The following is a 22,739-nucleotide window of genomic DNA, read 5'->3' as shown; positions in this document are numbered from 1 at the left end:
GTATCAGGCTGTATTTTACTTGTAACGGGGGTTTACAGTTTGCATAAAAAAACCGCAGCTTAACATCTAAGCTGCGGTATTTTTTAATAAAGCATATTTACTTATTTAGTAGATGCTTTTCGAAGAAGTTAGCCATCATAGTGTGATAGTGTAGGGTAGTGCCTTCACCTTCACGGAGGCTGTGAGAACGGTTCGGGTAAGAGAAAAACTCGAACTGTTTATTGTGCTTAACTAATTCGTTAATTAAACGCTCTGAACCTTGGTAGTGTACATTATCATCTCCGGTACCGTGGATCAGTAGCAACTTACCTTGCAGGTCTTTTGCAAAGGTGATCGGAGACGTGTTGTCGTAACTTTCAGGATCGGTATTTGGGTTACCCGCATAGCGCTCTTGGTAGATAGTATCGTACAAGCGAATATCTGGCACTGGGGCAGAGGCAATACCCACTTTATATTTATCACCATGGCGGAATAACAAATTAAGCGTTGAACTACCGCCACCTGAGTGACCCCAAACACCAACACGGTCGGAATCAATGACATCCCAACGTTTTGCCATTGCATCAAGGGCGTCAACTTGGTCACGCACAGTAATAGAGCCTATTTTTTTGTAGATAGATTTACGCCAATCTCTGCCTTTTGGTGCGCGTGTGCCGCGGTTATCAACAGAGGCAACAATAAAGCCTTGCTGAGTTAGATACGACTTGTATAAGTAACTGTCGCCTTCCCAACGGTCTTGTACTGTTGATCCCCATGGCTCACCATAGACATAGAAAACGATTGGGTAATTTTTGCTTTTATCCATATTCGCAGGGAACATGATGTAGCCATCAAGCTCAACACCATCGCGCGCATTAACCGTAAAGAACTCGTGAGTCGGTAATTGCTCAGTCGCTAATTTCTCTTTTAATGCTGTGTTCTCAACTAAGGTTTTCACATTGCTGTGATCGCTTACTTTGATGATCTCTTTCATTGGTGGCGTGCCAAACTTAGAGAAGGTATGCATTGCCCAAGAGGTATCTTTAGACATGTAATAGCTGTTTGAACCATCGAAAGACGCTGGCGTTACACGCATTGGCTTAGAGCTGCCATCAAGCGAGGTACGGAATAAATAACGCTGGCCAGGATCATCCGGTGATGCAGTAAAGTACATAACGTTTTTATCTTCGTTGAGCGCTAGCATATCAATGATGTCGTACTCGCCCGGTGTTAAATCAACAACCGTTTTACCATCGCGAGATACACGGTATAGATGACGCCAACCATCACGCTCACTGTGCCAAATAAAGAACTTACCGTCTTTTGACCAGTTTGCTTTATAAAACCACTCAATAAAGGCATCGTCTTTATCTTCAAGAATTTTAGTCAGCTGCTGTTTTTGCCAGTCGAATAACCAAACCTTGTTGTGGCTTTGCGGACGGTTAAGATCTTGGATCATCAAAGATTCACCAGTACCTGCCCAGCTAATACGTGGAATATAACGATCGCGATTATCGCCACCTAGTTCAGCCCAGCGAGTTTTCTTGTCGCTAAGACTTACCACACCGACTTTAACCGCAGAGTTCATCTCGCCGGCTTTTGGATACGGAAATTCTTTAAGGGTAGGGTAGAGATCATCGGTGTTATTGATCATGGTGAAGTATTTCACGCCACTGGTATCAAGCTGCCAATAGGCAATTGATTTGTTGTCTGGACTCCAGCGGAAACCATCACGAATGGTAAATTCTTCTTCGTATACCCAGTCAAAATTACCATTAACAATGGTGTCGTTACCATCAGTGGTTAAGGCAGTCACAGCCTTGCTACCCACTTTTTCCATGTAGATATTGTTATCACGCACGTAAGCTACTTTTGAGCTATCAGGTGAGAACTTAGCAAACATCAGCTTTTTCGCTTCGATGTTTTCGCCACCTAACTGATATAGCGAATCAGTTTCGAGGTTTAAAAGCCAAAAATCACCACGGCTACGTGAGCGCCACACTTGCTCGCCATTGGTAAAAACCATCAGCCATTTACCATCTTTAGACCATTGGTAGCTTTCAACGGTGAGTGGCTCTTTATCACCTTTGGGAATTAATTTTTCGTAGCTAACAAGTACCTTACGACCCGTGCCATCGGCGTTATAAAACACAATATCATTGCCTTTTACGCCGTGCTCATCGTCTTTAGCTTTGTCGTCTTGGTTGTTTTTATCGCTTTCGCGCTCTTCAAGTACCGTATAACCAGTACCATCATCGAGCCACGTAAAATAGGTGCTACGCTCAGCTTTAAAGTCTTTTTCTTTATAAATTTGTTCAAGCGAGAGCGGATTAGCCGTTGCGTTCACTGTTGCTGATGGCGTGCTCGCTTGCTCTGTACTTGAGCATGCTTGCAAACCTAAACCCGCAACCACAGCAAACGCAAGGGTTGATGTTTTTATTAAGTTCATTTTGTTGTTCCTAGGTTTTAACTTACCTAGCGTACCAAAATAAACTTATAAAATCTGAGCTTTTATCGTGTTATCAGGGGGGTTGAACTTAAACTCAATCGTCCCACAAGAACATACTGGCTTGCTTGTTGGCAATACGTAGTTCGTAGATATCACTACAAGGGCGCATCGCCGCACCATAGCAAACATGTAACGGCAATAAGTGCTCTTCGCGAGGGTGACTAAAACGCGCCGCAGGGGCCATTTGCCACTCTAAGAACTTAGCTTGTCGCTGCTGCTCACTCAGCTCAGTATTGCCACATACATCGACTAACCATTGCTCAAAAGCGATATTTTGCGCTTTAATTTCAGCAGTTTCAGGCGTGAAAAATGCGCGCATATTATGAAAAGTAAAGCCAGAACCAATGATCAATAAATTATCGTAATCAAGCTGTTGTAAAGCCTCACCTATCGCTAGGTGTAAGCTTGGCTCAAGGCTTGGATGTAACGACAATTGCACACAAGGTATATCTGCCTCTGGATACATAATCTTCAAAGGCACATACATACCGTGATCAAAGCCACGAGATGGGTTTAATGTGCTATCGATATTAGCCTTTGCCAATGCTTGATGTACTTTTTCGGCAAGGGCTGGTTCGCCAGGGCTTGGGTACTCAATACTGTAAGCAGGCTCAGGAAAACCATAGTAATCATAAATTAGCTCTGGAGCAGCGCTCGAAGTGATGCTAATTGGGTTCGCTTCCCAGTGTGCACTCACCATCAAAATAGCTGACGGCTTTTGAATTTTTGTAGCAATAGACTGCAAACAAGTAACCATATCAGCATGACTTGGATCGCCAAATAAAGGCATAGGACCGCCGCCATGTGAAACAAAGAAAACGCGTGGCTTTTGCATAAATGTGCTCCTTAAATACGCTTATCTCTATAGTGCACGCACAGAGGTACAATAACTAGCCACAAAAACGCACAACAAGAGTGTGAATTTACACATTACGAGTTTGTAAGTACTAACTTAAATACCAAGCAACGTTCATGGCGGGCACTTGCCCTCTCAAGCCACCTTCGAGAGGCTCTTTACACAGTAATGTTAGTTGATAAAAAGCATCGTAGTGCTGATGTAGCTCATCGGCGACTACACTAAACGGCGGACCCGAAAACTCATTTTGCTGATACTCAAAGACCACCACTAATTGTTTAGCTCTATTGGTCAACTCTAGTAAATGCTGGGTATAGCGAATGCGCATGGGCTTTGGCAGCGCAACTAAAGCGGCACGGTCATAAACTGCGTTGATAGGGCCAAGATCAGCTGCAGTAAGTGCAAAAATATCACCCACCCAAACGGTTAGATTTGCGCCTTGGTAACGTAATAGTTCGCCGTGTTGGCTAATTTCGGGTTCTAGCTTTAACTCATCAAATAACTGCTTAATGGCTATCTCACTAAGTTCTGCCCCAACAACACGCATACCTTGCGCTAGCAAATAATGAATGTCGTGAGTTTTTCCGCACAGTGGTACAAAAACAGTATCGCCTTGCTGCAAATTCAAGTTAGTAAAATAGTGATCTAGGTAACGGTTAACGTCTCCTTCATGAAAACCTATTTCGTTATTTTCCCAACGTTGATGCCAATGCTTTGCGTCCATTACTTACTCCTAAATAAATTGAATGAATTGAGCTGATAAATTTAATCCGACACCAAAAAGTAGGTGAGTTACAGCACTTTTTAAGCGGGCTTGAAGTGGGTTTGCTGTTTTCGTAGCCATTATCCCCATCCCTAAAGCGGGCTGCATAACAAAAAATGGCATAGATACGCTAGCTAATCCAAATATACATGCAGCGATTAAGGTGGGCTGTTCAAGCCAAGCAATACCGACCAGTAATATAAATAAAAACGAAAATAAAACACCAATAAAGTAGTGGACGAACCAGCCAAACACGCACTCAAAATGCTTAACAGGGCTAGCTGCTATATTCTGGTGCATAAACTTTCCATCTAATAACCCCAAGCCCCAACGGCCAACTAAACAAAAGTTTAATGAAGGGATCTTAAACACTTTAGCCAGCAAAAAAGCATAAAGATCAATGAACAAAGTCGCCGCTATGCCTACAAAAGTTATCACATAAATATCATTAACACTCATTATTAGATGCTCTTAAATGATTTAATAAAAGGCATGATATCTAATTGCAAAAGTGCTAAAAATAGTAAGATAAACAAACTATGATTGCATAAATGAGATCATGATTGACGATATCGCTCTATTCATACAGATTGTTAAGCAAGGCGGCCTAAGTAATGCGGCTAAGAACTTGTCGCTGCCTACCGCAACAGTGTCGAGACGCTTACAACGACTTGAGCAACGCTTAGGTGAGCAGCTATTAAATCGCTCAGCAAGGCAATGCACGTTAACGCAAGCAGGGGAGGTGTATTTTCAAAGTTATGTTGAATTAATTGAGCAATTTGAACAAACTCACCGCCAGCTTAATGAGCAAAAAGCACAATTGTCAGGAAAGCTTAAAGTTTTAGCACCTCTGAATATTAGTCATGGTTTCTTAAAGCCGATGTGGCTCGCATTCACTAAACAGTACCCTGATATTCAACTTGAGCTACTGCTTAATAACCAACTTGAAGATCTCAGTAAAAGCCAAGCTGATATAGCAATAAGAGTAGGGCCGCAGGCTGATTCTATGCTCCATCAGAAAAAGTTAGGCAGTGTTGATACCTTATTTGTAAGCACTAAAGCATACCTTAATTCGGCATCTGCCATAGAAGAGCCTAGTGATTTAAAACAACATAGGTTAATTGGTACCACGTTGAGAAATAAGTGGCAGCTAACCAATACTCAAACGAATGCAACTTATACTCACATGTGCCGATTTGCTAGTACTTTTAACGATACTGGATTTGTAAAATACTTAGTTTGTGATGAGCAAGGTATCGCTTTGTTACCTCGGTTTGAGGTTATAGATGAATTAAAATCTCAGCAGCTAGTTCAAGTACTGCCACACTGGCGAGGAGAAAACCGCGACATTTATGCAATCTGGCCAAGCGCACGTTTACTGAGTAAAAAGGCTGCCTGTCTAAAGCAGTTTATAACCGACTATATTGCTGAACAATTATAAAGTCTGCCATTGATATTCCATCTGTTTGGCAGTCAGTAGGGCGTGTTCGTAACTAATAAACTCAGCGACTAACGCTAGGCTCATATCAATGCCAGCAGAAATCCCCCCTGAGCTGGTAAACTTACCGTCGGTGACCCAACGAGTATCTGCAATCACGTTAAGATCAGAAAACATAGCAGCCAGCTCAGGTTGATCTTGCCAATGAGTCGTGACATTTTTACCGTTTAAAAGCCCAGTTTTAGCAAGCAAAAACGCCCCCGTACAAACACTCGCAACACGCTTGGTGTTAGTGGCTGTGTGTTTTAACCAAGTAATAACCTCTGCTTTTTCGAGCTCTCGTGTATGGTCGCCACCAACCACAACAAGGAGATCAAGCAAAGGGCAATCAGCAAAGCTGTAATGGGGGTTTACACTATAACCACCACGGGCAAGTACAGGCCTATCATTTTCGGCAATTAAACTCACTTGCCAGTCATTATTCGCTAGGCGCTTGGCAGTACTAAACACCTCAAACGGACCTGAGAAATCGAGCACTTCGGCATCATCATAGATGTAAATTCCAATATTCATACAATTGTTCCTATTATGTGGATTTATTTCTCAAGTAAAAAAACGTACTATGCCATTTTTGCAGTTCGTTAATGACATATTATTAAATTGCGCACTGTATACAAACAAAACTTCAAGGCATTGTTAATGCGTTTTTTATTATTATTGAGCGTGCTGCTGGTTGGTTGTAAAACAACACAGCAAAGCGTTGCTGAAATTAGTGAGGTATCGCCGGGCACTATTTATTTTCAGGGCGAAACATCAAAGCAAAATGTTGAAAAGTTTGAACAATTATTAGTAAATAGCGATCAGCAAATCAACACCTTAATTATTAATAGCGAAGGTGGTGATGTGATGGCAGGTCTCCATTTCGGAGGCTTAGTTCATGAATATCAACTCAATGTTGTGGTACGCGAGCTTTGTGCATCGTCTTGCGCCAATTATGTCGTTACCGCAAGTCCACATGTCTTCGTTGAAGAGCAAGCCGTTATAGGCTGGCATGGCGGCTCATTACAGCCACTATACGTGCCAATGGAGCAGCCGCCCGAGGTCGCTAGCTATATAGCAAAATGGCAAACCGCCGAGCGACAATTTTTCGATATCATCAATGTTGAACAAGCGGTTACTATCATAGGGATGATGCCAGGTATTACCGAGAAACGTGATGCTGCTATTTATAGTTACGATACCCAAACCCTGAAACGTTTAGGGTTACATATCGAGTTTGCAGGTGCGCAAACGGGGATGTCAGCAAGTGGTGAAAAAATCGCGCAAGTATTCGAGCTTGAAGAGTCTGTACTTAACCACTTTTTGATGCTCAACGATATCGTGTCAGCTGAACTTGTTAACTAATACCAATCCGCAATAATACTTAATTAAGCGAATTGGTATAACAAAAAAGCCAACATGACGTTGGCTTTTTTGTATCGCATTTAATCTAACTCTAATTGGGCTTTTTCAACACTTTCCACGGGTAACTCTTTTTGAACAGAAACCCCCAATTCTTTGAACTCAGAGGCCTGCTTAATCAAGTTTCCTTTACCACGATACAGCTGAGAAAATGCTTTATCATAGCTTTCTTTGGCGCGGTCTAATTGCTTACCAACCCCTTCCATACTGGTTAGGAAACCATTGAGTTTGTTGTAAAACGCTCTGCACGAGCGGCAAGCTCTTTTGAGTATTTAGTTTGCTCTTCAAAACGCCACAGTTGTTTTACGATATTCAAACTAGTCAATAAGGTCGTTGGAGTAGCAACTAAAATGTTCTTTTCGATTGCTTGCTGATAAATATCACTTTGGTACTTAAGCGCTTCAACAAAAGCCGACTCTATAGGTACAAACATGATCACCACTTCTGGTGAGTTAATACCCGGTAGTCTGTCGTAGGCTTTGCTTGCTAACTCGTTTATACGCGATTGCACCGCCATAACATGCTCTTTAAGCGCTTGCTGAGCCTCAAGCTCTGTATCGGCATTTACATAGCGTGTATACGCGTTTAAAGAGGTTTTAGCATCAATAACTAAATGACGTTGTTGAGGTAAATACACTACAACATCTGGGCGTAAGCGGCCATCTTCGGTGTTAAACGACACTTCACGCTGATAATCTACTCCAGCACGCAGCCCTGCGCTGTCTAGTACATTTTCAAGCATTAACTCTCCCCAATTACCTTGGGTTTTCTTTTGCCCTTGTAATGCGGTGCTCAGCCTATCAGCTTGTTCGGTGATGGCTTGGCTTTTAGCCTGTAAATGCAATAACTCAGTTTTTAGTGCTGCACGTTGCTTTAGATCTTCAACGTGGATCAATTCCATTTTATCGCGAAAGCCTTTTAGTTCACCCTGAACCGGTTTTAATAATTGCTCAATACTTTCTTGGTTTAAGGTTTTAAAACGCTGCGATTTTTCTTCAAGGATTTGATTAGCGAGATTTTCAAACTCTTTTTTGAGTTGCTCTTTGCTTTCTTTGATATGACTAAGCTGCTCTTTAAAATGCAGTTCTTTTTGCTCTACTGTGCTTCGTAAGGTACTTAAATCAACATCCCGCTGATTAAGTGCAGCTTTTGTATCAGCAAGCTCAGCTTCAACTTGACGCCAAAATTGGTTGTATTGTTGTGCTTGTTTTTCTTGTTCTACGAAACGGGTTTTAAAGTGTTGAGACTCATCACGTTGTTCAGCGTAATCTTGCTGTAGCTGCGAAAGGGTAAGCTGGGTTTCTTGCAATTGCAGCTGCTTTTGTTCTAAATGATTTTGCAGGATTTGCTGGCTATTTTGCAGATCAGTTAACTGATTTTTTAAGCGACTTTTTTGTAGGGCAAAAATGACACCACTAGTAACAGCACCTACAGCAGCACCAAGCACTACACTTTGCCAATTAATCTGTGTAATTAGCTCTGTAATCATAACGAAAACTCAATAACTTAAAGACACATCATCATAACGAATTAGCGCACAGCAGAGTAGGGGGTTTAGGCATAAAAAAAGCCAGCTCAAGGTGAGCTGGCTCTAACATTACTAAAATTTAGTAACCAAATGGGAAATCAACATAATGCTTATGTAAACTGCAATTTAACAACAAGCATAATAATAGACGCCCCAAAATTTGATTAGTTCAAAAAAACTTTAAAAAAATTTAATTTTTTATCAGTGCGAGCATTTGCTTTTCATCAAACTGAGTGAAACTCATTGATTTTTCAGTAAATAAAGCATCAACAAGGGCTTGCTTATGCTGCTGCATTTTAAATACTTTTTGTTCAATTGAGTTAGCCATAATCAATTTATAAACAAACACTGGGTTCGTTTGGCCAATTCGATAGGCACGATCTGTCGCTTGTTTCTCAACAGCAGGGTTCCACCAAGGATCAAAATGAATCACAGTATCAGCTTGAGTTAGGTTTAGCCCTGTACCGCCGGCTTTAAGGCTAATTAAAAACACGGATGTATCACCTTGAGTAAACTCTTCGATAACACGGTCGCGGTGTCGCGTTTGCCCTGTGAGCATACTAAAGCTGATGCCTAATTCATTTAATCGCTCTGCTATCACATCAAGTGCCATGGTGAATTGACTAAATATAATCACCTTTCGACCTTCGCTAAGCATGATAGGCAAATGCTTAGATAACCACTCAAGCTTAGCGCTGCCAGCCTGTGAACTAGGATCGATCAATTTTGGATGACAGCAGATTTGTCTTAGCTTTAACAATGCATCTAAAAAGGCTAGCTTACTTTTTTGCACACCTTGCTGCGCAAATAGATCGACTAATTTCTGTTCTAAAGATTCAGTGATACCAGTGTAGATTTCTTTTTGTTTGCTTTCAAATTCAAACTCTTTAACTAGCTCAGTCTTCTCTGGTAGCTCTTGCGTTACCTGAGCTTTAGTACGACGCAAGATAAATGGCATGATCAACGATTTAAGTTCATCTGCACGGGCAACATCGTTATCACGCTCAATAGGCGTTTGAAAATAACTCTTAAAATGTGTTTGCGAACCAAGCAAAGAGGGCATTGCAAAGTCGAGCAAAGATTTAAGCTCAAATAAGTTATTTTCAATAGGCGTGCCGCTTAAGCAGAGCTTAAAGTCAGCATTAAGGCGCTTAACTAACCGCGATACCTGCGCGGCATCGTTTTTGATATATTGCGCTTCATCAAGAATGATGTTTTCAAAATACAGCGGCGAATAAAAGGCAATGTCACGTTTCAACAGTGGGTACGTTGTTAAGATACAATCTGCTTGCGACAACTGTTGTAATTGGTCGCTGCGCGCAGCACCAAATACGGTGGTGATTTTTAAGTTGCTCGCAAACTTATTGATTTCGCTTTGCCAATTACCGACCAAGCTGGTTGGGCAAACAATTAACGTAGGGCCTGCTTGTGGTGATTGCTTGGCATTAGCTAAAAAGGCAATAACTTGTAAGGTTTTACCTAGCCCCATGTCATCTGCCAAAATACCACCAAGTTGATGACGTTTTAAAAAGTTAAGCCAATCAACACCGTGCTGTTGGTACTCACGTAATTGCACACCTTGGTTTAAGCCTTGAATATCGGACTTTTTAATAAGTTGTTGTGAGCTATTTAGTTCAGATAAGTACGCATCGAGTGCATCGTCGACAATATTAACCTTAATTGCTTTTTGCTCGATAAGCTTAGGCAAAAACGATAAAGGCATTAAAATTTCGTCACGGGTTTTAATATGCTCAAAACGTTCACGATAATCATTAAGTTGCATCATCGCGGCCTTTTCTACCACCGCAAAGCGTTTCCCTACTGTAAAGTAATAAAAGCGTTCACTTTGTCTGTTAAGTGACTGATAAGTATTATTATCTGTAACAAATAGTTGCTGACTTTTGACACCAGAGATCACGATTTTACCAACTATCTGATGGCCTTTACCACGCTCAACTTGCAGTGAAAGTTGTTTTAGAACTTTGCCGACGTCTAACTCATCATTAATTTTCCAACCACGTTTTAATAAGTTTGGAATTATTTCGAACTTTAACCAGTGCTCATGAATAACTGATTGTTTATTAAAGACAAACTCTGATTGTAAAGCCCCTTTACATAATTCAAAGCCAAGGTTAGTTAACTCATTTACAACGGTGTTTTCTAATGACTGATTTAGTATATCCGCTGGCGCTTGGCTTAAATCATACAAAGAGTTTTGATAATTAAACTGCAATGATAAACGAATTGTTCCCTCATCATTATTAATACTGATGACTGGGAATACCGTTCTAGCTAGGCTTTTTTTACTTTGCTTAAATGCATGAGGGATCACACCTTCGCCAAAATTATCATTGAGTTGTTGATAAACGCGGTCAAAGTTCTCTGTGTGAATAGCTGGCATATTGGCAAGTAAAGCAATCTCATCTGCCGTTAACGGAGTACGAATACGACCTACCTTTAGTTTTTCAGGGTCAAGATAAGTAGGGGGGGTTGTTTTAAGCAATAACCAATTATCTTGGCCAGCAAGCGTCATGCTCAACGATGTTAAGTCTTTGTTTTGTTTCCAATCAAACTCTAATGCTTGCATGCTATCAGCTTTAATTGCTTGGCGAGAGCGACCTAAAAACAAACGCTGGGTAGCAATTAATTGCTGCAGTGCTGCAAAACCCCATTGGCCTTTAAGCTCTAATTTACCAAGGGCATTTTGAGAACGGATCCAGCTATATAAACGAAAATCAGTTTCTAATAAATCAGTGGGGGTTACAAAACTATTTAACTGCTGCTCGGTTAGGTTTCGTCCGAGAGTATAATTATGCTCAGCATCATAATTAGCAATTTTAGGGGTAAGGGTGACAACAGATTTCTCTACATCAAGGACGAATAATAAAACGTGTTTGGCATTATCGTTGGCAATTTGCTTAAGGGTTTTAAGCTCACTAAACCAGTCGTTAATGATGTAGTCTTCCCCATAATCGCCAGAATGTTCTATTTTGAGCTTAAGGAGCACAGCCGCGATATGACGGCACTTGGTTTTAGAACCACAAGTACAATGTGAATCGACCGAAAAGCCACTTGGTAATTTACTGATCTCAATATGCTGAGTGAAGGTATTTCCTTCGTTACCAAACATAGATGCATCGATAACACTAAAATCACTGTTATGTTCTAACCAATTGATTTGGCCGTTCTGGTGATACTCTTTCGCTTTACTTAACACATGTGGCTTAAACAGCTGTTTAATGAAGCGCTCAGACAGAGGAAACTGAGTTTCTTGCTCTTGTTTGATTTCTTCAAAGATAGCTAATAAGTCATTTTTGGATAAGTTAGCAGACATAACGCTTTTGGCAGTATAAACAAAAAATAATTCTGCCAGTATATGATCGATCGGCCCAGAGCTAAAGCACTATTGAGCAATATTAGACTGGTTGGAGCTGATAACTTGGTAAAAAACTGTATTTAGATAAAGCAAAAGCTAAAAAGTGATAGGCTGAGCATTTAACAAACAACAATCGCACAAGATATAAACAGGTTAATAACAAGGTGGGGGCTTTACAGATCGTTTTTTTACTAACCAAGCAGGGTAAAGTGCAAAAAAGCCTGTAAAGGGGCGATAAGTTAGTAAAAAATTGATCTGACAACCCAAAAAGAGCTGTATTTTGCTTTTTCAGATCATCATTTTACTAACAAAAAGGAAGAGTAGATCACGCTTTTACTAACTGTAAAAGCGCGATAGATCATTATTTTACTAACTAGTTAAAGCTATTTAAAAGTTTAGTTAGCTGCTCTAAGCGTTTGTCTGTCATCACTTTATTATCGATTTTGACAGATAAATCACCGCTTTTAATATTGCGTTGTACGCTAACAAACTCACTGTCGATAAGCGCTTCACGACGGCTAGGGGCTGCTGGTTCAGCGGTTAATAGCTTAGTTATTGCAAGAGCACGTTTATCATCGCTAGTCATTTGCGCAATTTCGGCATCACTACTTACGTCATTAACTAGCTTGGTGAACAGTTGCTCATCACGCTCTTTAGCGCTAATAAGCTTTTTAGCCACTTCACGGCCAACATGGTTCGCCGTAGGGTAGAGACTTAAAACCGACGCTGGTAGGTTCTCGTAGGCTTTGATAGCGTCAGCAATGGCAGTGTGTGATACCCCCTCAATTGCAGCAATCTCACGATAAGAGCCTTTTTTACCTTCAGCAATAAGCTCATCACGGGTCTGTTGATAAGCTTGACCAAGCTCCCATAGACTTGGCGCAATGTATTGATCTGATGATACAGCAAGAATTTTAGCATCTTGATCAGTAAAATCTTCAGAGCTTAGAACTAAATAATCAGAGTTACTTAAGATACATGCTTTACGACGACGAGAGCCTGCTAATACAAGCATTTCATCACCTTTATCCCAACATAGGGCAGGGTGCTGGTTACGGCCGTCTTCGGCAATTGCAGGTAGAATATCAGCAACTGACTTTTCATTTAGTAATGATTGTACTCGGCGATTTTTACCATATACCTTTGTTTTAGCTTCGATTTCTGAGCTTGGAATGACCTTACACACTAAAGTTATTTGGCGATTAGGATCGCTTGGAGCAGGCATACTGATAACATCACCAGCAGAAGCTTGCTCTAGTAAAGCATCTAAACTGCTGCTTTCGATAGACGTTGAAAAAGGGTCTAAGCTGGTATCGTTTTTACGTTTTTTAGCCATTTTTATTAATTACCTTACTTAGCTGGATTGAGAGTCGATTGAGTTGATTGCCAATTCGAACGGATCAGCATTTCAAGTTCATCAACCACATCTTTGATATTTTCTTGAGCGCGGAGTAATGACTCACGACTCGCCAGGCTATCTGACGTTTTTTGATCAAAAATGGTATTAAAAGATGATGAGCTGGCAGTAATTGCCGAACTATGATTAATTGGATAGCTCATGACTTGGCGTCCAAAGGCACTACGTACATCTTTAACGATGTCGCGCTGTGAATGGTTACCTTTAACATAGTTAGTCACTAAGAATTGCATAAAATCCCAGCCTTCGTGACCAAGGGCTGCAACTGTATGGTAAATCTCACCTAAACGTTTTAAATATTTGTTGTTTGCATCAAAATCAACAGCCTCTGGATGAACAGGAATAAGCATCGATGTTGAAGCCATTAATGCGTTATAAAACATAAAGTTAAGAGATGGAGCTGTATCAATTAAAATTATATCAAATTGGTCTTTAACCGGCTCAATAACTTTTTCTAGCAGTTTATGATAATGACGTGTTTTATCGTAACTAGAGCTATCTTTTAATAAAGTTGCTGTTTCATGTTCAAAATAAAAGTCGTCCATACCAGATGGTAAAATACGAATATTTGGAATATGAGTAGGTAGGAAAGAGTTGCTCACTAACTCATCCCAGGTTTCATTTTCTTCAAGCTCAATGCAATCACGCATTAAATCACCAACTGTAATTGGATCAGGCTCACTTGGAGGGAAGAAACTTGATGAAGAACCTTGTGGATCAAGATCAATAATACCAATTCTGTAACGTTTAATATTGGTCGTTGCTAGGGCAGCTGCAATATTCACCATACTAGTCGTTTTACCACAACCACCTTTAAGTGAATTGATCACAATTACTTGCAATTTATCATCAGCAGTACGGTGATCAGGCTTAATATCCATGATATCAGCCATAGCAAAAATATTTACTAATGTGTAAGCATAGTGGCCATTTGCACCACGTTTGATATTAAGTTCGTCAAAATCACCATTATCATGGCGTCTTTTTAAAGTACGATTATTACAGCCTAATAAATCAGCAGCTGCTTTTTGGGTGTAAGTACGAAGTTCTTTTTCTTCAGACTTAAGGTGGGCACGATAATGTTGAATACGTCCTTCTAGCGATTTTTCAGCAACTTCTGCTGTCGCTTTTAGTAACCTATAAGTGGCTAGCGCATTATTATTGATAGACATACTTTCTTCCTCAAAGTTATGCTTTAAGTATAATGTCCATTCAAATTGCTGTAAACAAGTATTTAAGACGACATGCCTTTTATTAATAAGACATTTAATAAAAATTTGTAACTTTACTGATGCTAAGTATAAATAAGTAAGTTTAATATCGGTTAAGTATATAGGTATATAAGGTTAAGATGCTAAAATAGAATAATATCTAGCTGATTTAATTGAATATTTTATAAAATAGCAGATCATAGTTTTACTTGGTTAAGATCAGATCTCTTATTACTCACAGATCAGCTTATTACTAAGTAAAAAACAGGCTTTTGAGTTATGCACAGTTTAATCACTAAATTACTCACAAATATGCCTGAGTAGATCATAATTTTACTAACTAAATTAGAAAGTTATGCACTGAGAACTCGGTAAACTAATGCATTTAGTTAGTATGGATCTGATCTATAGTTGGTACAGATCAGATCTATGCTAACTTGAACTTGATTTATCCACATGCAATTTCAAAAAAGGAGATTTATGTCGTGTTAATTAGCCTTAACAAGGCGATTCACAGGACATAATTTGAACTGAGTTAGTAAAATCACGACCTATCAACTATAACTTAGTAAAAATCTGATCTGAAAATTAGCTTTTACGAATGAGTTAGTATAAAACTGATCCTAAGAAATTAATTAAGATCGGATCAAGTTTTTACTAACTTAAACATTTAACTTTTGAAGTTTTATGTGTTGTTATTAACTGTCGAAGAAAAATTGGAAATAAGAACAATGAGCCGAAAGGTCAACATCTCGGTAGATAACTTACCCGATACATTACGCGGGCAGATCCACGGGGTGGAAAGTGCAATAGATAATGAAAGTCTTGCACTATTTACAGACAACAAAGATGTGCGCGTTTCAATTGAAAATGCTGCACATGGTTTGAGAGCTTACTCAAATACTTTTAATCATTATGATTTATGGGGACGTTTTGTCCGTTCTGGTCATAAGAAGCTTCCGGTTGAAGAAGCACCAAAGAAAACCATCGTAACACGAAGAATCTCTGAAAAAGTTGACGGCATTCTTTATGATGGCGAAATCAAAATTACGCCAGCGGTAGTAAGCACAAGAAAAGATGGCGAAGATGTTGAATATCTTGTTTGGCCATCTGATCGTGAAGAAAAGGTCGAGCGTGCCTTAATTCGTTTAGCCTCTAAAGGTAAAATTGTAAAAATTAATTTTAAATCGGGTATTCAATACGCGGTTGTTTTTTCAATGAATGAATTAGCGCAAGAGCTGAAAGCGGTTGGCCAGTCAATGCCGTATCCGCAAATCAAAGAATCATTAGAAGCTTTGCAAGGTTCTAAACTTTCTTTTAGATACTCAGCAACCGACACTCGCAATTCTGATATTGATGATTCATTTTACGAATCGAATATGAACTTTTTGTCGTCACTTCACTTTAGCGGTAAAAAAGGACAAGGCGGAAACGTAAAGTGTGTTGCATGTTTAAATGCCTTCGTTCATAACATGATCGATAACCTTGAATATAAAGGTTATTACTTTAATAGTGCGCAAGAATTAAAACGCGGTTTGTCACGTTGGATGATGCTTCGTTTATATCATTTATGGCGTTACGCGGCACCGGGTAAGACCTACCATTTCCGACTATTATCAATCATGGAAAAATACGGTTCTATCTATTCGACAGATGAAATTACAGAAAATAAATTAAAAGCTTTGCGTCGTGATATGACGACAACAATGAAAGATTTAATAGAGAAAGGTGCAATCTCTGAATATAACATTACCAATGTTAAAGATGACAAGACAGGTAATATTATTGATTACACTTACGAGATGCATCCGTCTGACCAATTTTGTGATGAGATCCTTACGCTTAATAAGCATAACAAACGAATCGAAATTCAAGGTGGAAAACGTATCGTTGAGAATGCGGTATTAATCGATGAAGACAAAATTGAAGAAATAGTCGAAGACTAATTTCTTTAATACTCTCTACTATATAGAAAAGGCCACTGATGTGGCCTTTTTAACATAATCAATCTGTTACTTGTTCTAAGTAAAGTCTATCTACTAAGAAATCATATTCTCTTTTACGAGGGTGGCTTTCAGGTTTTTGATAATCAGTTAATGTACCAAGTTTTACATCAGGTTCTGGATTGATCAAAATAAAAGGTAAAGCAGCACTAACATGATATCGGTTTTGAGCGGTATATCTTACATTAACTTGTGGGCTAACTCTTGTTGGCCTGCGAATTCGTAATTTTTCTTTATCACCTAAACTTGCAACACGACTTTGTTCTTGTGCAACTAGCGCTTGCCAAGAGTGTTGGTCGATCATTCTTGGATTTGAATAACTTGCCGATTTATCCAACATTGCTAAAGCCATTTTTTTTGTTAGCGTTTTAGTTGCATGTTTGTGCATCCAAGTAAAACGAACAGAGTAGGGCGATTCAGTTTCAAAATGAATCTTACGATATGCAGCAAGTGTAATGAGATTAGGAACTGCATTGTGCACCGCTTCAAACCGCGCATCATTATTATCGATAGCTATTACGCTATTTTTAAAATCAGCTTTTGCTTTATTCAACTGATTTATCCGTGCAATGAAATGTTGCTTATCGACATCTTTTAAAACTAATAAGCCTGGATGTCTTTTTAAAACTCGACTACTTAATCCTGTCTTTTTATAAAAATCACCAAAGGAATTTAGAATTAGTTTATGAGCATCATCGCCTTCAATTTTATGTACACTAATTGAAGAAGGAACTTTCTTTTCGTCGTTTATATCGATATCTGGCAGTTTATAATATGATGCCTTATGAAAACCCACTTCCTTTAATTCTTCACAAAATAAATGAGTTAATTCACTTACTAAATCAAACTGACTACGTATTTCTAACTTGGAACTCATAGGAACACATCTTACTTAAATTTAATTCAATTCTAACCTTATCACTTGATTATTCAAAGTTAATTTTTTTTCACTGCTGACCTAATTCCAAATTCAATATAGTATGATGTGTTCTTTACCGTATTTGCTAGTACAACTTTTTAATTTGATCAATGTAGACTTAAAAAAGGATGTTTTATACATGTAAAGCTGAGGTTACACTATGGCTTGATTAAAGTAAGATGTGTTCTTTTATAGGGCATCAACGAAAAACATCGTGAAACAGCTGTAACTTACTGGTATAGAACAATATAATCATGGAGTTCTAATTGTTAATATCGAAACTGTTTATCAAATAACGAAATAATCATAAATAGCTGAATATTGTCCTTGAACTTAGTACGTGCAATAAGTTAGTTTTCGTTAACGGTCTATGTTAGGAATGAGGAAAGAACATGCAATCGTGGAACCCAGACAGCTGGAGAAAACTGCCGATACTTCAGCAGCCAGAGTACCCAGATCAAGAAGCCCTAAAATCAGTTGAAGGGCAATTAAAAAGCGCACCACCTTTAGTATTTGCTGAAGAGACGCGTAGCTTATACAAACAATTAGAAGCTGTATGTGAAGGCAGAGCCTTTTTATTACAGGGTGGTGATTGTGCAGAGTCATTCAGTGACTTTAATGCTGCAAATATCCGCGATACATTTAAAACGCTTTTACAAATGGCCGTTGTTTTAACTTATGGCGGTAAATGCCCTGTCGTTAAAATTGCGCGTATGGCTGGTCAGTATGCAAAGCCACGTTCATCAGATTATGAAACAATTGACGGTGTATCTCTGCCTTCGTACCGTGGTGATATCATCAATAACTTTGAATTTACTGAGCAAGCGCGAGTACCGGATCCACAGCGTTTAATGACGGCATATCATCACAGTGCAGCAACGTTAAATTTATTACGCGCATTCGCGCAAGGTGGTTTAGCCGATTTACATCAAGTAAACCGTTGGAACATGGGTTTTGTTGCTGCAAATCCACTTAAAGAGAAATATCAACAGCTAGCAGACAGAATTCAAGATGCGCTTGAATTTATGGAAGTGTGTGGTATCGACTCAACCGTTGCTCCAAGCTTAAAAGAAACTGACTTATTTACATCACACGAAGCATTATTATTAGGTTACGAAGAAGCACTAACACGTCGTGACCATTTATCGGGTGACTGGTACGATTGTTCTGCACACTTTGTTTGGATTGGTGAGCGTACACGTCAGCTTGATCATGCCCACATCGAATTCTTCAAAGGGATTAAAAACCCTATCGGTGTGAAAGTTGGCCCGGGTATGGACCCAGATGAGCTAATCAAACTTATCGATGCCGTTAACCCAGATAACATTCCAGGTCGCTTAACGTTAATTACACGAATGGGCGCTGATGTTCTGCCAGAGAAACTACCGGCACTAGTACGTAAAGTACAACAAGAAGGCCGTAAAGTTATTTGGAGCTCAGATCCAATGCATGGCAATACTGAGAAAGCGAGCTCAGGTTATAAAACACGAAGCTTTAATAATATTCTTCGTGAAATTAGTCAGTTCTTTGCAGTTCACAAAGCTGAAGGTTCATACCCAGGTGGTGTTCACCTAGAAATGACTGGCCAGCACGTGACTGAATGTACGGGTGGTGCTTATGGTTTATCAGATGAAGATTTAGCGCAACGCTACCGCACACAGTGCGACCCGCGTTTAAATGCAGATCAAGTTTTAGAACTTGGTTTCTTAGTTGCTGATTTATTAAAAGACGCACGTAAGTAACATTTAAGTTATCCAAAAAAGGCTGCACATTGCAGCCTTTTTTAATGTCCGATACTAGAATTAGTTAGTACTTACGTCGTTCAAGGCCTGTATCAGATATAATTTTTGCTGAAATTTCTTCTACTGAATGATGCGTAGAATTCAGATATTGTATTTTTTGTTTTTTATAAAGCATTTCTACTTCACGCACTTCAATACGACACTGTTTTAGAGACGCATATTTAGAATTAGCCATACGACGCTGGCGGATATCAGCAAGGCGAATAGGGTCAATCGTTAACCCAAATAGTTTATGCTTGTAAGCTTTTAAACATTCAGGCAGGGTGCCTCTTTCTAAATCATCTTCAGTAAGCGGATAATTAGCCGCTTTAATGCCATATTGTAATGCCAAGTATAAACTTGTTGGTGTTTTACCGCTTCTGCTAACACCCACTAAGATAATGTCAGCTTCAGAGTAGTTCTTAATATTAGCGCCGTCATCATTAGTTAACGCATAGTTCACCGCATCAATTCGAAAATCATAACTTTTTTCATGCATTGAGTGTGTTCTATGAACCTTAGGTACAGGTGCAACTTTTAACTCTTCGCCAATTTTATCACTGTATTGTGATAAGAAGTCATAACACACCGCACACGACGATTTTATGATTCCACTTAGTTCATGATTTACAAATGTAAAGAACACAAGTGGCTGTTCACCATCACGTTGTGCTGTTGAATTAATCAAGTTCTTAACTTCATTTGCTTTTTTTTCTGTTTCAACAAAAGGAATTGTTTTGTGATTAAATTCCACAGGAAACATTGATAAGGTCGCGTGACCAAAGACTTCTGAGGTGATTGCTGTTCCATCAGAGATATAAAATGCAGTTCTCATAATTAACCTTTTTATTACCTTTATCTGCAAAATAGGGGCTTCACGGTTTACGTGAGGTCTGTTGCCAGTGTAGAATGACTACGACCTTTTTAGAAGGTTTTCTTTCTTAACTCTCACAGTTAGTACTACAATTTGTTTATGGAGAAAGATCCGTGCAAGAATACGTTCTCTGGTATCAAGAGCTTGGTATGCAAGATGTTCCACGTGTTGGCGGTAAAAACGCTTCACTGGGTGAAATGATCTCAAACCTAGCTAACGCTGGTGTTCAAGTGCCAGGTGGTTTCGCTACAACCGCTGATGCATTCAACGAGTTCCTAGAGCAATCTGGGTTAAACTCAAAAATCCACGATATTTTAGACACATTGGATGTGGATGATGTAAATACACTCGCTAAAGTCGGTGCCGAAATCCGCCAATGGATTATCGACACACCATTCCAACCAAACCTAGACCAAGCCATTCGCGACGCATATAGCCAATTACATGGCGACGCATCACAAGATGTTTCATTTGCGGTTCGCTCATCTGCTACAGCAGAAGACATGCCAGACGCTTCATTCGCAGGACAACAAGAAACGTTTTTAAACGTACGTGGTATTGATGCAGTAATGACTGCTATTAAACACGTGTTTGCCTCACTATTTAATGACCGCGCTATTTCTTACCGTGTTCACCAAGGTTATGACCACCGCGGTGTTGCATTATCAGCTGGTATCCAACGCATGGTTCGTTCAGATAAAGCAGCTTCAGGTGTTATGTTCAGTATTGATACTGAATCTGGCTTTGAAGATGTTGTATTTGTCACTTCAAGCTATGGTCTTGGTGAAATGGTTGTACAGGGTGCTGTAAACCCAGATGAATTTTATGTTCACAAGCCGACACTTGCTAACGGTAAACCTTCAGTAGTTCGCCGTAACATTGGTTCAAAAGCAATCCAAATGATTTACTCTGCGGATGAATCACACGGTAAGCAAGTTGAAATTGTTGATGTAGATTCTTCACTTTCAAACAAATTCTCAATCACAGATGCAGAAGTTCAAGAACTTGCTAAGCAAGCTGTGATTATCGAAAAACATTATGGTCGTCCAATGGATATTGAATGGGCGAAAGACGGTAACGACGGTAAACTTTATATCGTTCAAGCGCGTCCAGAAACAGTTCGTTCAAATGAAGACGCAAACGTAATGGAACGTTTCCAACTAAACGGCACAAGTGCTGTAGTTGTTGAAGGTCGTGCAATCGGTCACAAAATTGGTTCAGGTACTGTTCGTGTACTTAATTCAATCGATGAGATGGATAAAGTACAACAAGGTGACATCCTAGTTACTGACATGACTGACCCTGATTGGGAACCAATCATGAAACGTGCAGCCGCGATTGTAACAAACCGTGGTGGCCGTACTTGTCACGCAGCAATCATTGCACGTGAACTAGGTATTCCTGCTGTTGTTGGTTGTGGTAACGCAACTGATTTAATTAAAGCAGGTCAAGATGTAACTGTTTCGTGTGCCGAAGGTGACACAGGTTACATCTACGAAGGCATTTTAGATTACGAAGTACTTACTTCACGTGTTGATGAAATGCCAGAATTACCGATGAAAATCATGATGAACGTGGGTAACCCTGATCGTGCATTTGACTTTGCTCGCTTACCACATGCAGGTGTTGGTCTAGCGCGTGTTGAATTCGTTATCAACCGTATGATTGGTGTTCACCCTAAAGCGCTTCTTAATTTTGATGCGCAATCTGATGAGCTTAAAGCTGAAATTTCAGAAATGATGGCCGGTTATGAATCGCCAGTTGAATTCTATATTTCTAAGCTTGTTGAAGGTATTGCAACACTAGGTTGTGCGTTTGCACCTGAGCGTGTAATTGTTCGTATGTCTGACTTCAAGTCGAATGAATATGCAAACCTTGTTGGCGGTCAGCAATATGAGCCAGAAGAAGAAAACCCAATGATTGGTTTCCGTGGTGCAGCACGTTATATCTCTGAAGATTTCCGTGACTGTTTCGCGCTAGAGTGTGAAGCAATTAAACGCGTTCGCAACGAAATGGGTATGACTAATATTGAAATCATGATCCCATTTGTTCGTACACTTGAAGAAGGTAAACGCGTTATTGAATTACTAGAAGAGCACGGCCTTAAACGTGGCGAAAATGGTCTTAAAGTAATCATGATGTGTGAATTACCATCAAACGCTTTACTAGCAGATGAGTTCTTAGAGTATTTCGATGGTTTCTCTATCGGTTCAAACGACTTAACTCAGTTAACATTAGGTCTTGACCGTGATTCTGGTTTAATTGCCCATCTATTTGATGAGCGTAACCCTGCAATCAAGAAACTATTATCAATGGCTATTCAAACAGCTAAAGCAAAAGGCAAATACGTAGGTATTTGTGGTCAAGGTCCTTCAGATCACGAAGACTTTGCAGCTTGGTTAGTTGAGCAGGGCATTGATTCTGTTTCTTTAAACCCAGATACAGTATTAGAAACTTGGTTATATCTTGCTAAAAAATTAGCCGACTAACTACTTTATTTAACTAAAATAAAGATTCTAATATAAAAAATGCCAGCACTTAGCTGGCATTTTTGTTACTTCGAAGGGCGTGTTGTCCTTTTATGATTGATTTTGCAGCAGTGTGTTTGGTATTTTGGCAATGCA

15 protein-coding genes and 1 pseudogene are annotated in these 22,739 nt (G+C 39.5%); 5 read left to right on the top strand and 11 right to left on the bottom strand.

Going from position 1 to position 22,739, the window contains the following annotated elements; all coding sequences use genetic code 11:
• Positions 1-97: 97 nt before the first annotated feature.
• The 4 genes from C2M25_RS04800 to C2M25_RS04785 form a co-directional block, all read right to left on the bottom strand.
• Positions 98-2,428 (bottom strand): S9 family peptidase, encoded by a 2,331-nt coding sequence (locus C2M25_RS04800; protein WP_105180560.1) that lies wholly within the window; start codon positions 2,426-2,428, stop codon positions 98-100.
• Between the two features lie 94 nt (positions 2,429-2,522).
• Complete coding sequence (locus tag C2M25_RS04795) at positions 2,523-3,323, bottom strand: DODA-type extradiol aromatic ring-opening family dioxygenase (protein ID WP_105173354.1); 801 nt, start codon at positions 3,321-3,323, stop codon at positions 2,523-2,525.
• Between the two features lie 112 nt (positions 3,324-3,435).
• The gene (tmpT, locus tag C2M25_RS04790; RefSeq protein ID WP_105180559.1) at positions 3,436-4,068 is read right to left on the bottom strand and encodes a thiopurine S-methyltransferase; all 633 of its coding nucleotides are present in this window, start codon (positions 4,066-4,068) and stop codon (positions 3,436-3,438) included.
• A 9-nt stretch (positions 4,069-4,077) separates the two neighbouring features.
• Positions 4,078-4,566 (bottom strand): DUF2938 domain-containing protein, encoded by a 489-nt coding sequence (locus C2M25_RS04785; RefSeq protein ID WP_063703782.1) that lies wholly within the window; start codon positions 4,564-4,566, stop codon positions 4,078-4,080.
• Positions 4,567-4,666: 100 nt separating this feature from the next.
• On the opposite strand from C2M25_RS04785, the gene C2M25_RS04780 reads away from it, so the two are divergent.
• Positions 4,667-5,548, top strand: a complete 882-nt coding sequence (locus tag C2M25_RS04780) for a LysR family transcriptional regulator (protein ID WP_063703779.1) — start codon at positions 4,667-4,669, stop codon at positions 5,546-5,548.
• Here C2M25_RS04780 and C2M25_RS04775 read toward each other — a convergent pair.
• Complete coding sequence (locus C2M25_RS04775; RefSeq protein ID WP_063703777.1) at positions 5,543-6,118, bottom strand: DJ-1/PfpI family protein; 576 nt, start codon at positions 6,116-6,118, stop codon at positions 5,543-5,545. The two genes, C2M25_RS04780 and C2M25_RS04775, sit on opposite strands and share 6 nt — an antisense overlap.
• A 126-nt stretch (positions 6,119-6,244) precedes the next feature.
• On the opposite strand from C2M25_RS04775, the gene C2M25_RS04770 reads away from it, so the two are divergent.
• On the top strand, positions 6,245-6,949 hold the full coding sequence (locus C2M25_RS04770; protein WP_063703775.1) for a hypothetical protein: 705 nt from the start codon (positions 6,245-6,247) through the stop codon (positions 6,947-6,949).
• 80 nt (positions 6,950-7,029) lie between these two features.
• On the opposite strand, the pseudogene rmuC reads toward C2M25_RS04770, so the two are convergent.
• From rmuC to C2M25_RS04750, 4 genes and pseudogenes are all read right to left on the bottom strand, one after another.
• Positions 7,030-8,495, bottom strand: a pseudogene (rmuC, locus tag C2M25_RS04765) (DNA recombination protein RmuC).
• Positions 8,496-8,724: 229 nt separating this feature from the next.
• Positions 8,725-11,868 carry a DEAD/DEAH box helicase gene (locus C2M25_RS04760; RefSeq protein WP_105180558.1) on the bottom strand — a complete coding sequence of 1,048 codons (3,144 nt, stop codon included), beginning with the start codon at positions 11,866-11,868 and terminating at the stop codon, positions 8,725-8,727.
• 415 nt (positions 11,869-12,283) lie between these two features.
• Positions 12,284-13,246: a transcriptional regulator gene (locus tag C2M25_RS04755; RefSeq protein ID WP_105173357.1), complete on the bottom strand. Its 963-nt coding sequence runs from the start codon at positions 13,244-13,246 to the stop codon at positions 12,284-12,286.
• A gap of 14 nt (positions 13,247-13,260) precedes the next feature.
• Positions 13,261-14,499: an AAA family ATPase gene (locus C2M25_RS04750; protein WP_105173358.1), complete on the bottom strand. Its 1,239-nt coding sequence runs from the start codon at positions 14,497-14,499 to the stop codon at positions 13,261-13,263.
• Between the two features lie 770 nt (positions 14,500-15,269).
• Between C2M25_RS04750 and C2M25_RS04745 the strand changes: the two genes are divergently transcribed.
• Positions 15,270-16,484 (top strand): hypothetical protein, encoded by a 1,215-nt coding sequence (locus tag C2M25_RS04745; protein ID WP_063703764.1) that lies wholly within the window; start codon positions 15,270-15,272, stop codon positions 16,482-16,484.
• A gap of 58 nt (positions 16,485-16,542) precedes the next feature.
• On the opposite strand, the gene C2M25_RS04740 is transcribed toward C2M25_RS04745, so the two are convergent.
• A complete protein-coding gene (locus C2M25_RS04740) occupies positions 16,543-17,418 on the bottom strand; it encodes a DNA replication terminus site-binding protein (protein ID WP_105180557.1) in 876 nt (291 codons plus the stop codon).
• 434 nt (positions 17,419-17,852) lie between these two features.
• On the opposite strand from C2M25_RS04740, the gene C2M25_RS04735 reads away from it, so the two are divergent.
• Complete coding sequence (locus C2M25_RS04735; RefSeq protein ID WP_054563102.1) at positions 17,853-19,202, top strand: class II 3-deoxy-7-phosphoheptulonate synthase; 1,350 nt, start codon at positions 17,853-17,855, stop codon at positions 19,200-19,202.
• A 64-nt stretch (positions 19,203-19,266) separates the two neighbouring features.
• Here the strand turns inward: C2M25_RS04735 and ppsR are convergent, their stop codons facing one another.
• Positions 19,267-20,076: a posphoenolpyruvate synthetase regulatory kinase/phosphorylase PpsR gene (gene ppsR, locus C2M25_RS04730; protein WP_063703760.1), complete on the bottom strand. Its 810-nt coding sequence runs from the start codon at positions 20,074-20,076 to the stop codon at positions 19,267-19,269.
• 152 nt (positions 20,077-20,228) lie between these two features.
• On the opposite strand from ppsR, the gene ppsA reads away from it, so the two are divergent.
• On the top strand, positions 20,229-22,604 hold the full coding sequence (gene ppsA, locus C2M25_RS04725) for a phosphoenolpyruvate synthase (RefSeq protein ID WP_063703758.1): 2,376 nt from the start codon (positions 20,229-20,231) through the stop codon (positions 22,602-22,604).
• Positions 22,605-22,739: the final 135 nt, after the last annotated feature.

This window comes from Pseudoalteromonas sp. T1lg21 (assembly GCF_002964625.1).
Lineage (GTDB): Bacteria > Pseudomonadota > Gammaproteobacteria > Enterobacterales > Alteromonadaceae > Pseudoalteromonas > Pseudoalteromonas gelatinilytica.
This window is presented reverse-complemented; position numbering and strand designations above follow the sequence as displayed.

Coding starts and splice junctions, on each gene's coding strand:
- C2M25_RS04800 (WP_105180560.1), bottom strand. CDS start 2,428: ATGAACTTAATAAAAACATCAACCCTTGCGTTTGCTGTGGTTGCGGGT.
- C2M25_RS04795 (WP_105173354.1), bottom strand. CDS start 3,323: ATGCAAAAGCCACGCGTTTTCTTTGTTTCACATGGCGGCGGTCCTATG.
- tmpT (WP_105180559.1), bottom strand. CDS start 4,068: ATGGACGCAAAGCATTGGCATCAACGTTGGGAAAATAACGAAATAGGT.
- C2M25_RS04785 (WP_063703782.1), bottom strand. CDS start 4,566: ATGAGTGTTAATGATATTTATGTGATAACTTTTGTAGGCATAGCGGCG.
- C2M25_RS04780 (WP_063703779.1), top strand. CDS start 4,667: ATGATTGACGATATCGCTCTATTCATACAGATTGTTAAGCAAGGCGGC.
- C2M25_RS04775 (WP_063703777.1), bottom strand. CDS start 6,118: ATGAATATTGGAATTTACATCTATGATGATGCCGAAGTGCTCGATTTC.
- C2M25_RS04770 (WP_063703775.1), top strand. CDS start 6,245: ATGCGTTTTTTATTATTATTGAGCGTGCTGCTGGTTGGTTGTAAAACA.
- C2M25_RS04760 (WP_105180558.1), bottom strand. CDS start 11,868: ATGTCTGCTAACTTATCCAAAAATGACTTATTAGCTATCTTTGAAGAA.
- C2M25_RS04755 (WP_105173357.1), bottom strand. CDS start 13,246: ATGGCTAAAAAACGTAAAAACGATACCAGCTTAGACCCTTTTTCAACG.
- C2M25_RS04750 (WP_105173358.1), bottom strand. CDS start 14,499: ATGTCTATCAATAATAATGCGCTAGCCACTTATAGGTTACTAAAAGCG.
- C2M25_RS04745 (WP_063703764.1), top strand. CDS start 15,270: ATGAGCCGAAAGGTCAACATCTCGGTAGATAACTTACCCGATACATTA.
- C2M25_RS04740 (WP_105180557.1), bottom strand. CDS start 17,418: ATGAGTTCCAAGTTAGAAATACGTAGTCAGTTTGATTTAGTAAGTGAA.
- C2M25_RS04735 (WP_054563102.1), top strand. CDS start 17,853: ATGCAATCGTGGAACCCAGACAGCTGGAGAAAACTGCCGATACTTCAG.
- ppsR (WP_063703760.1), bottom strand. CDS start 20,076: ATGAGAACTGCATTTTATATCTCTGATGGAACAGCAATCACCTCAGAA.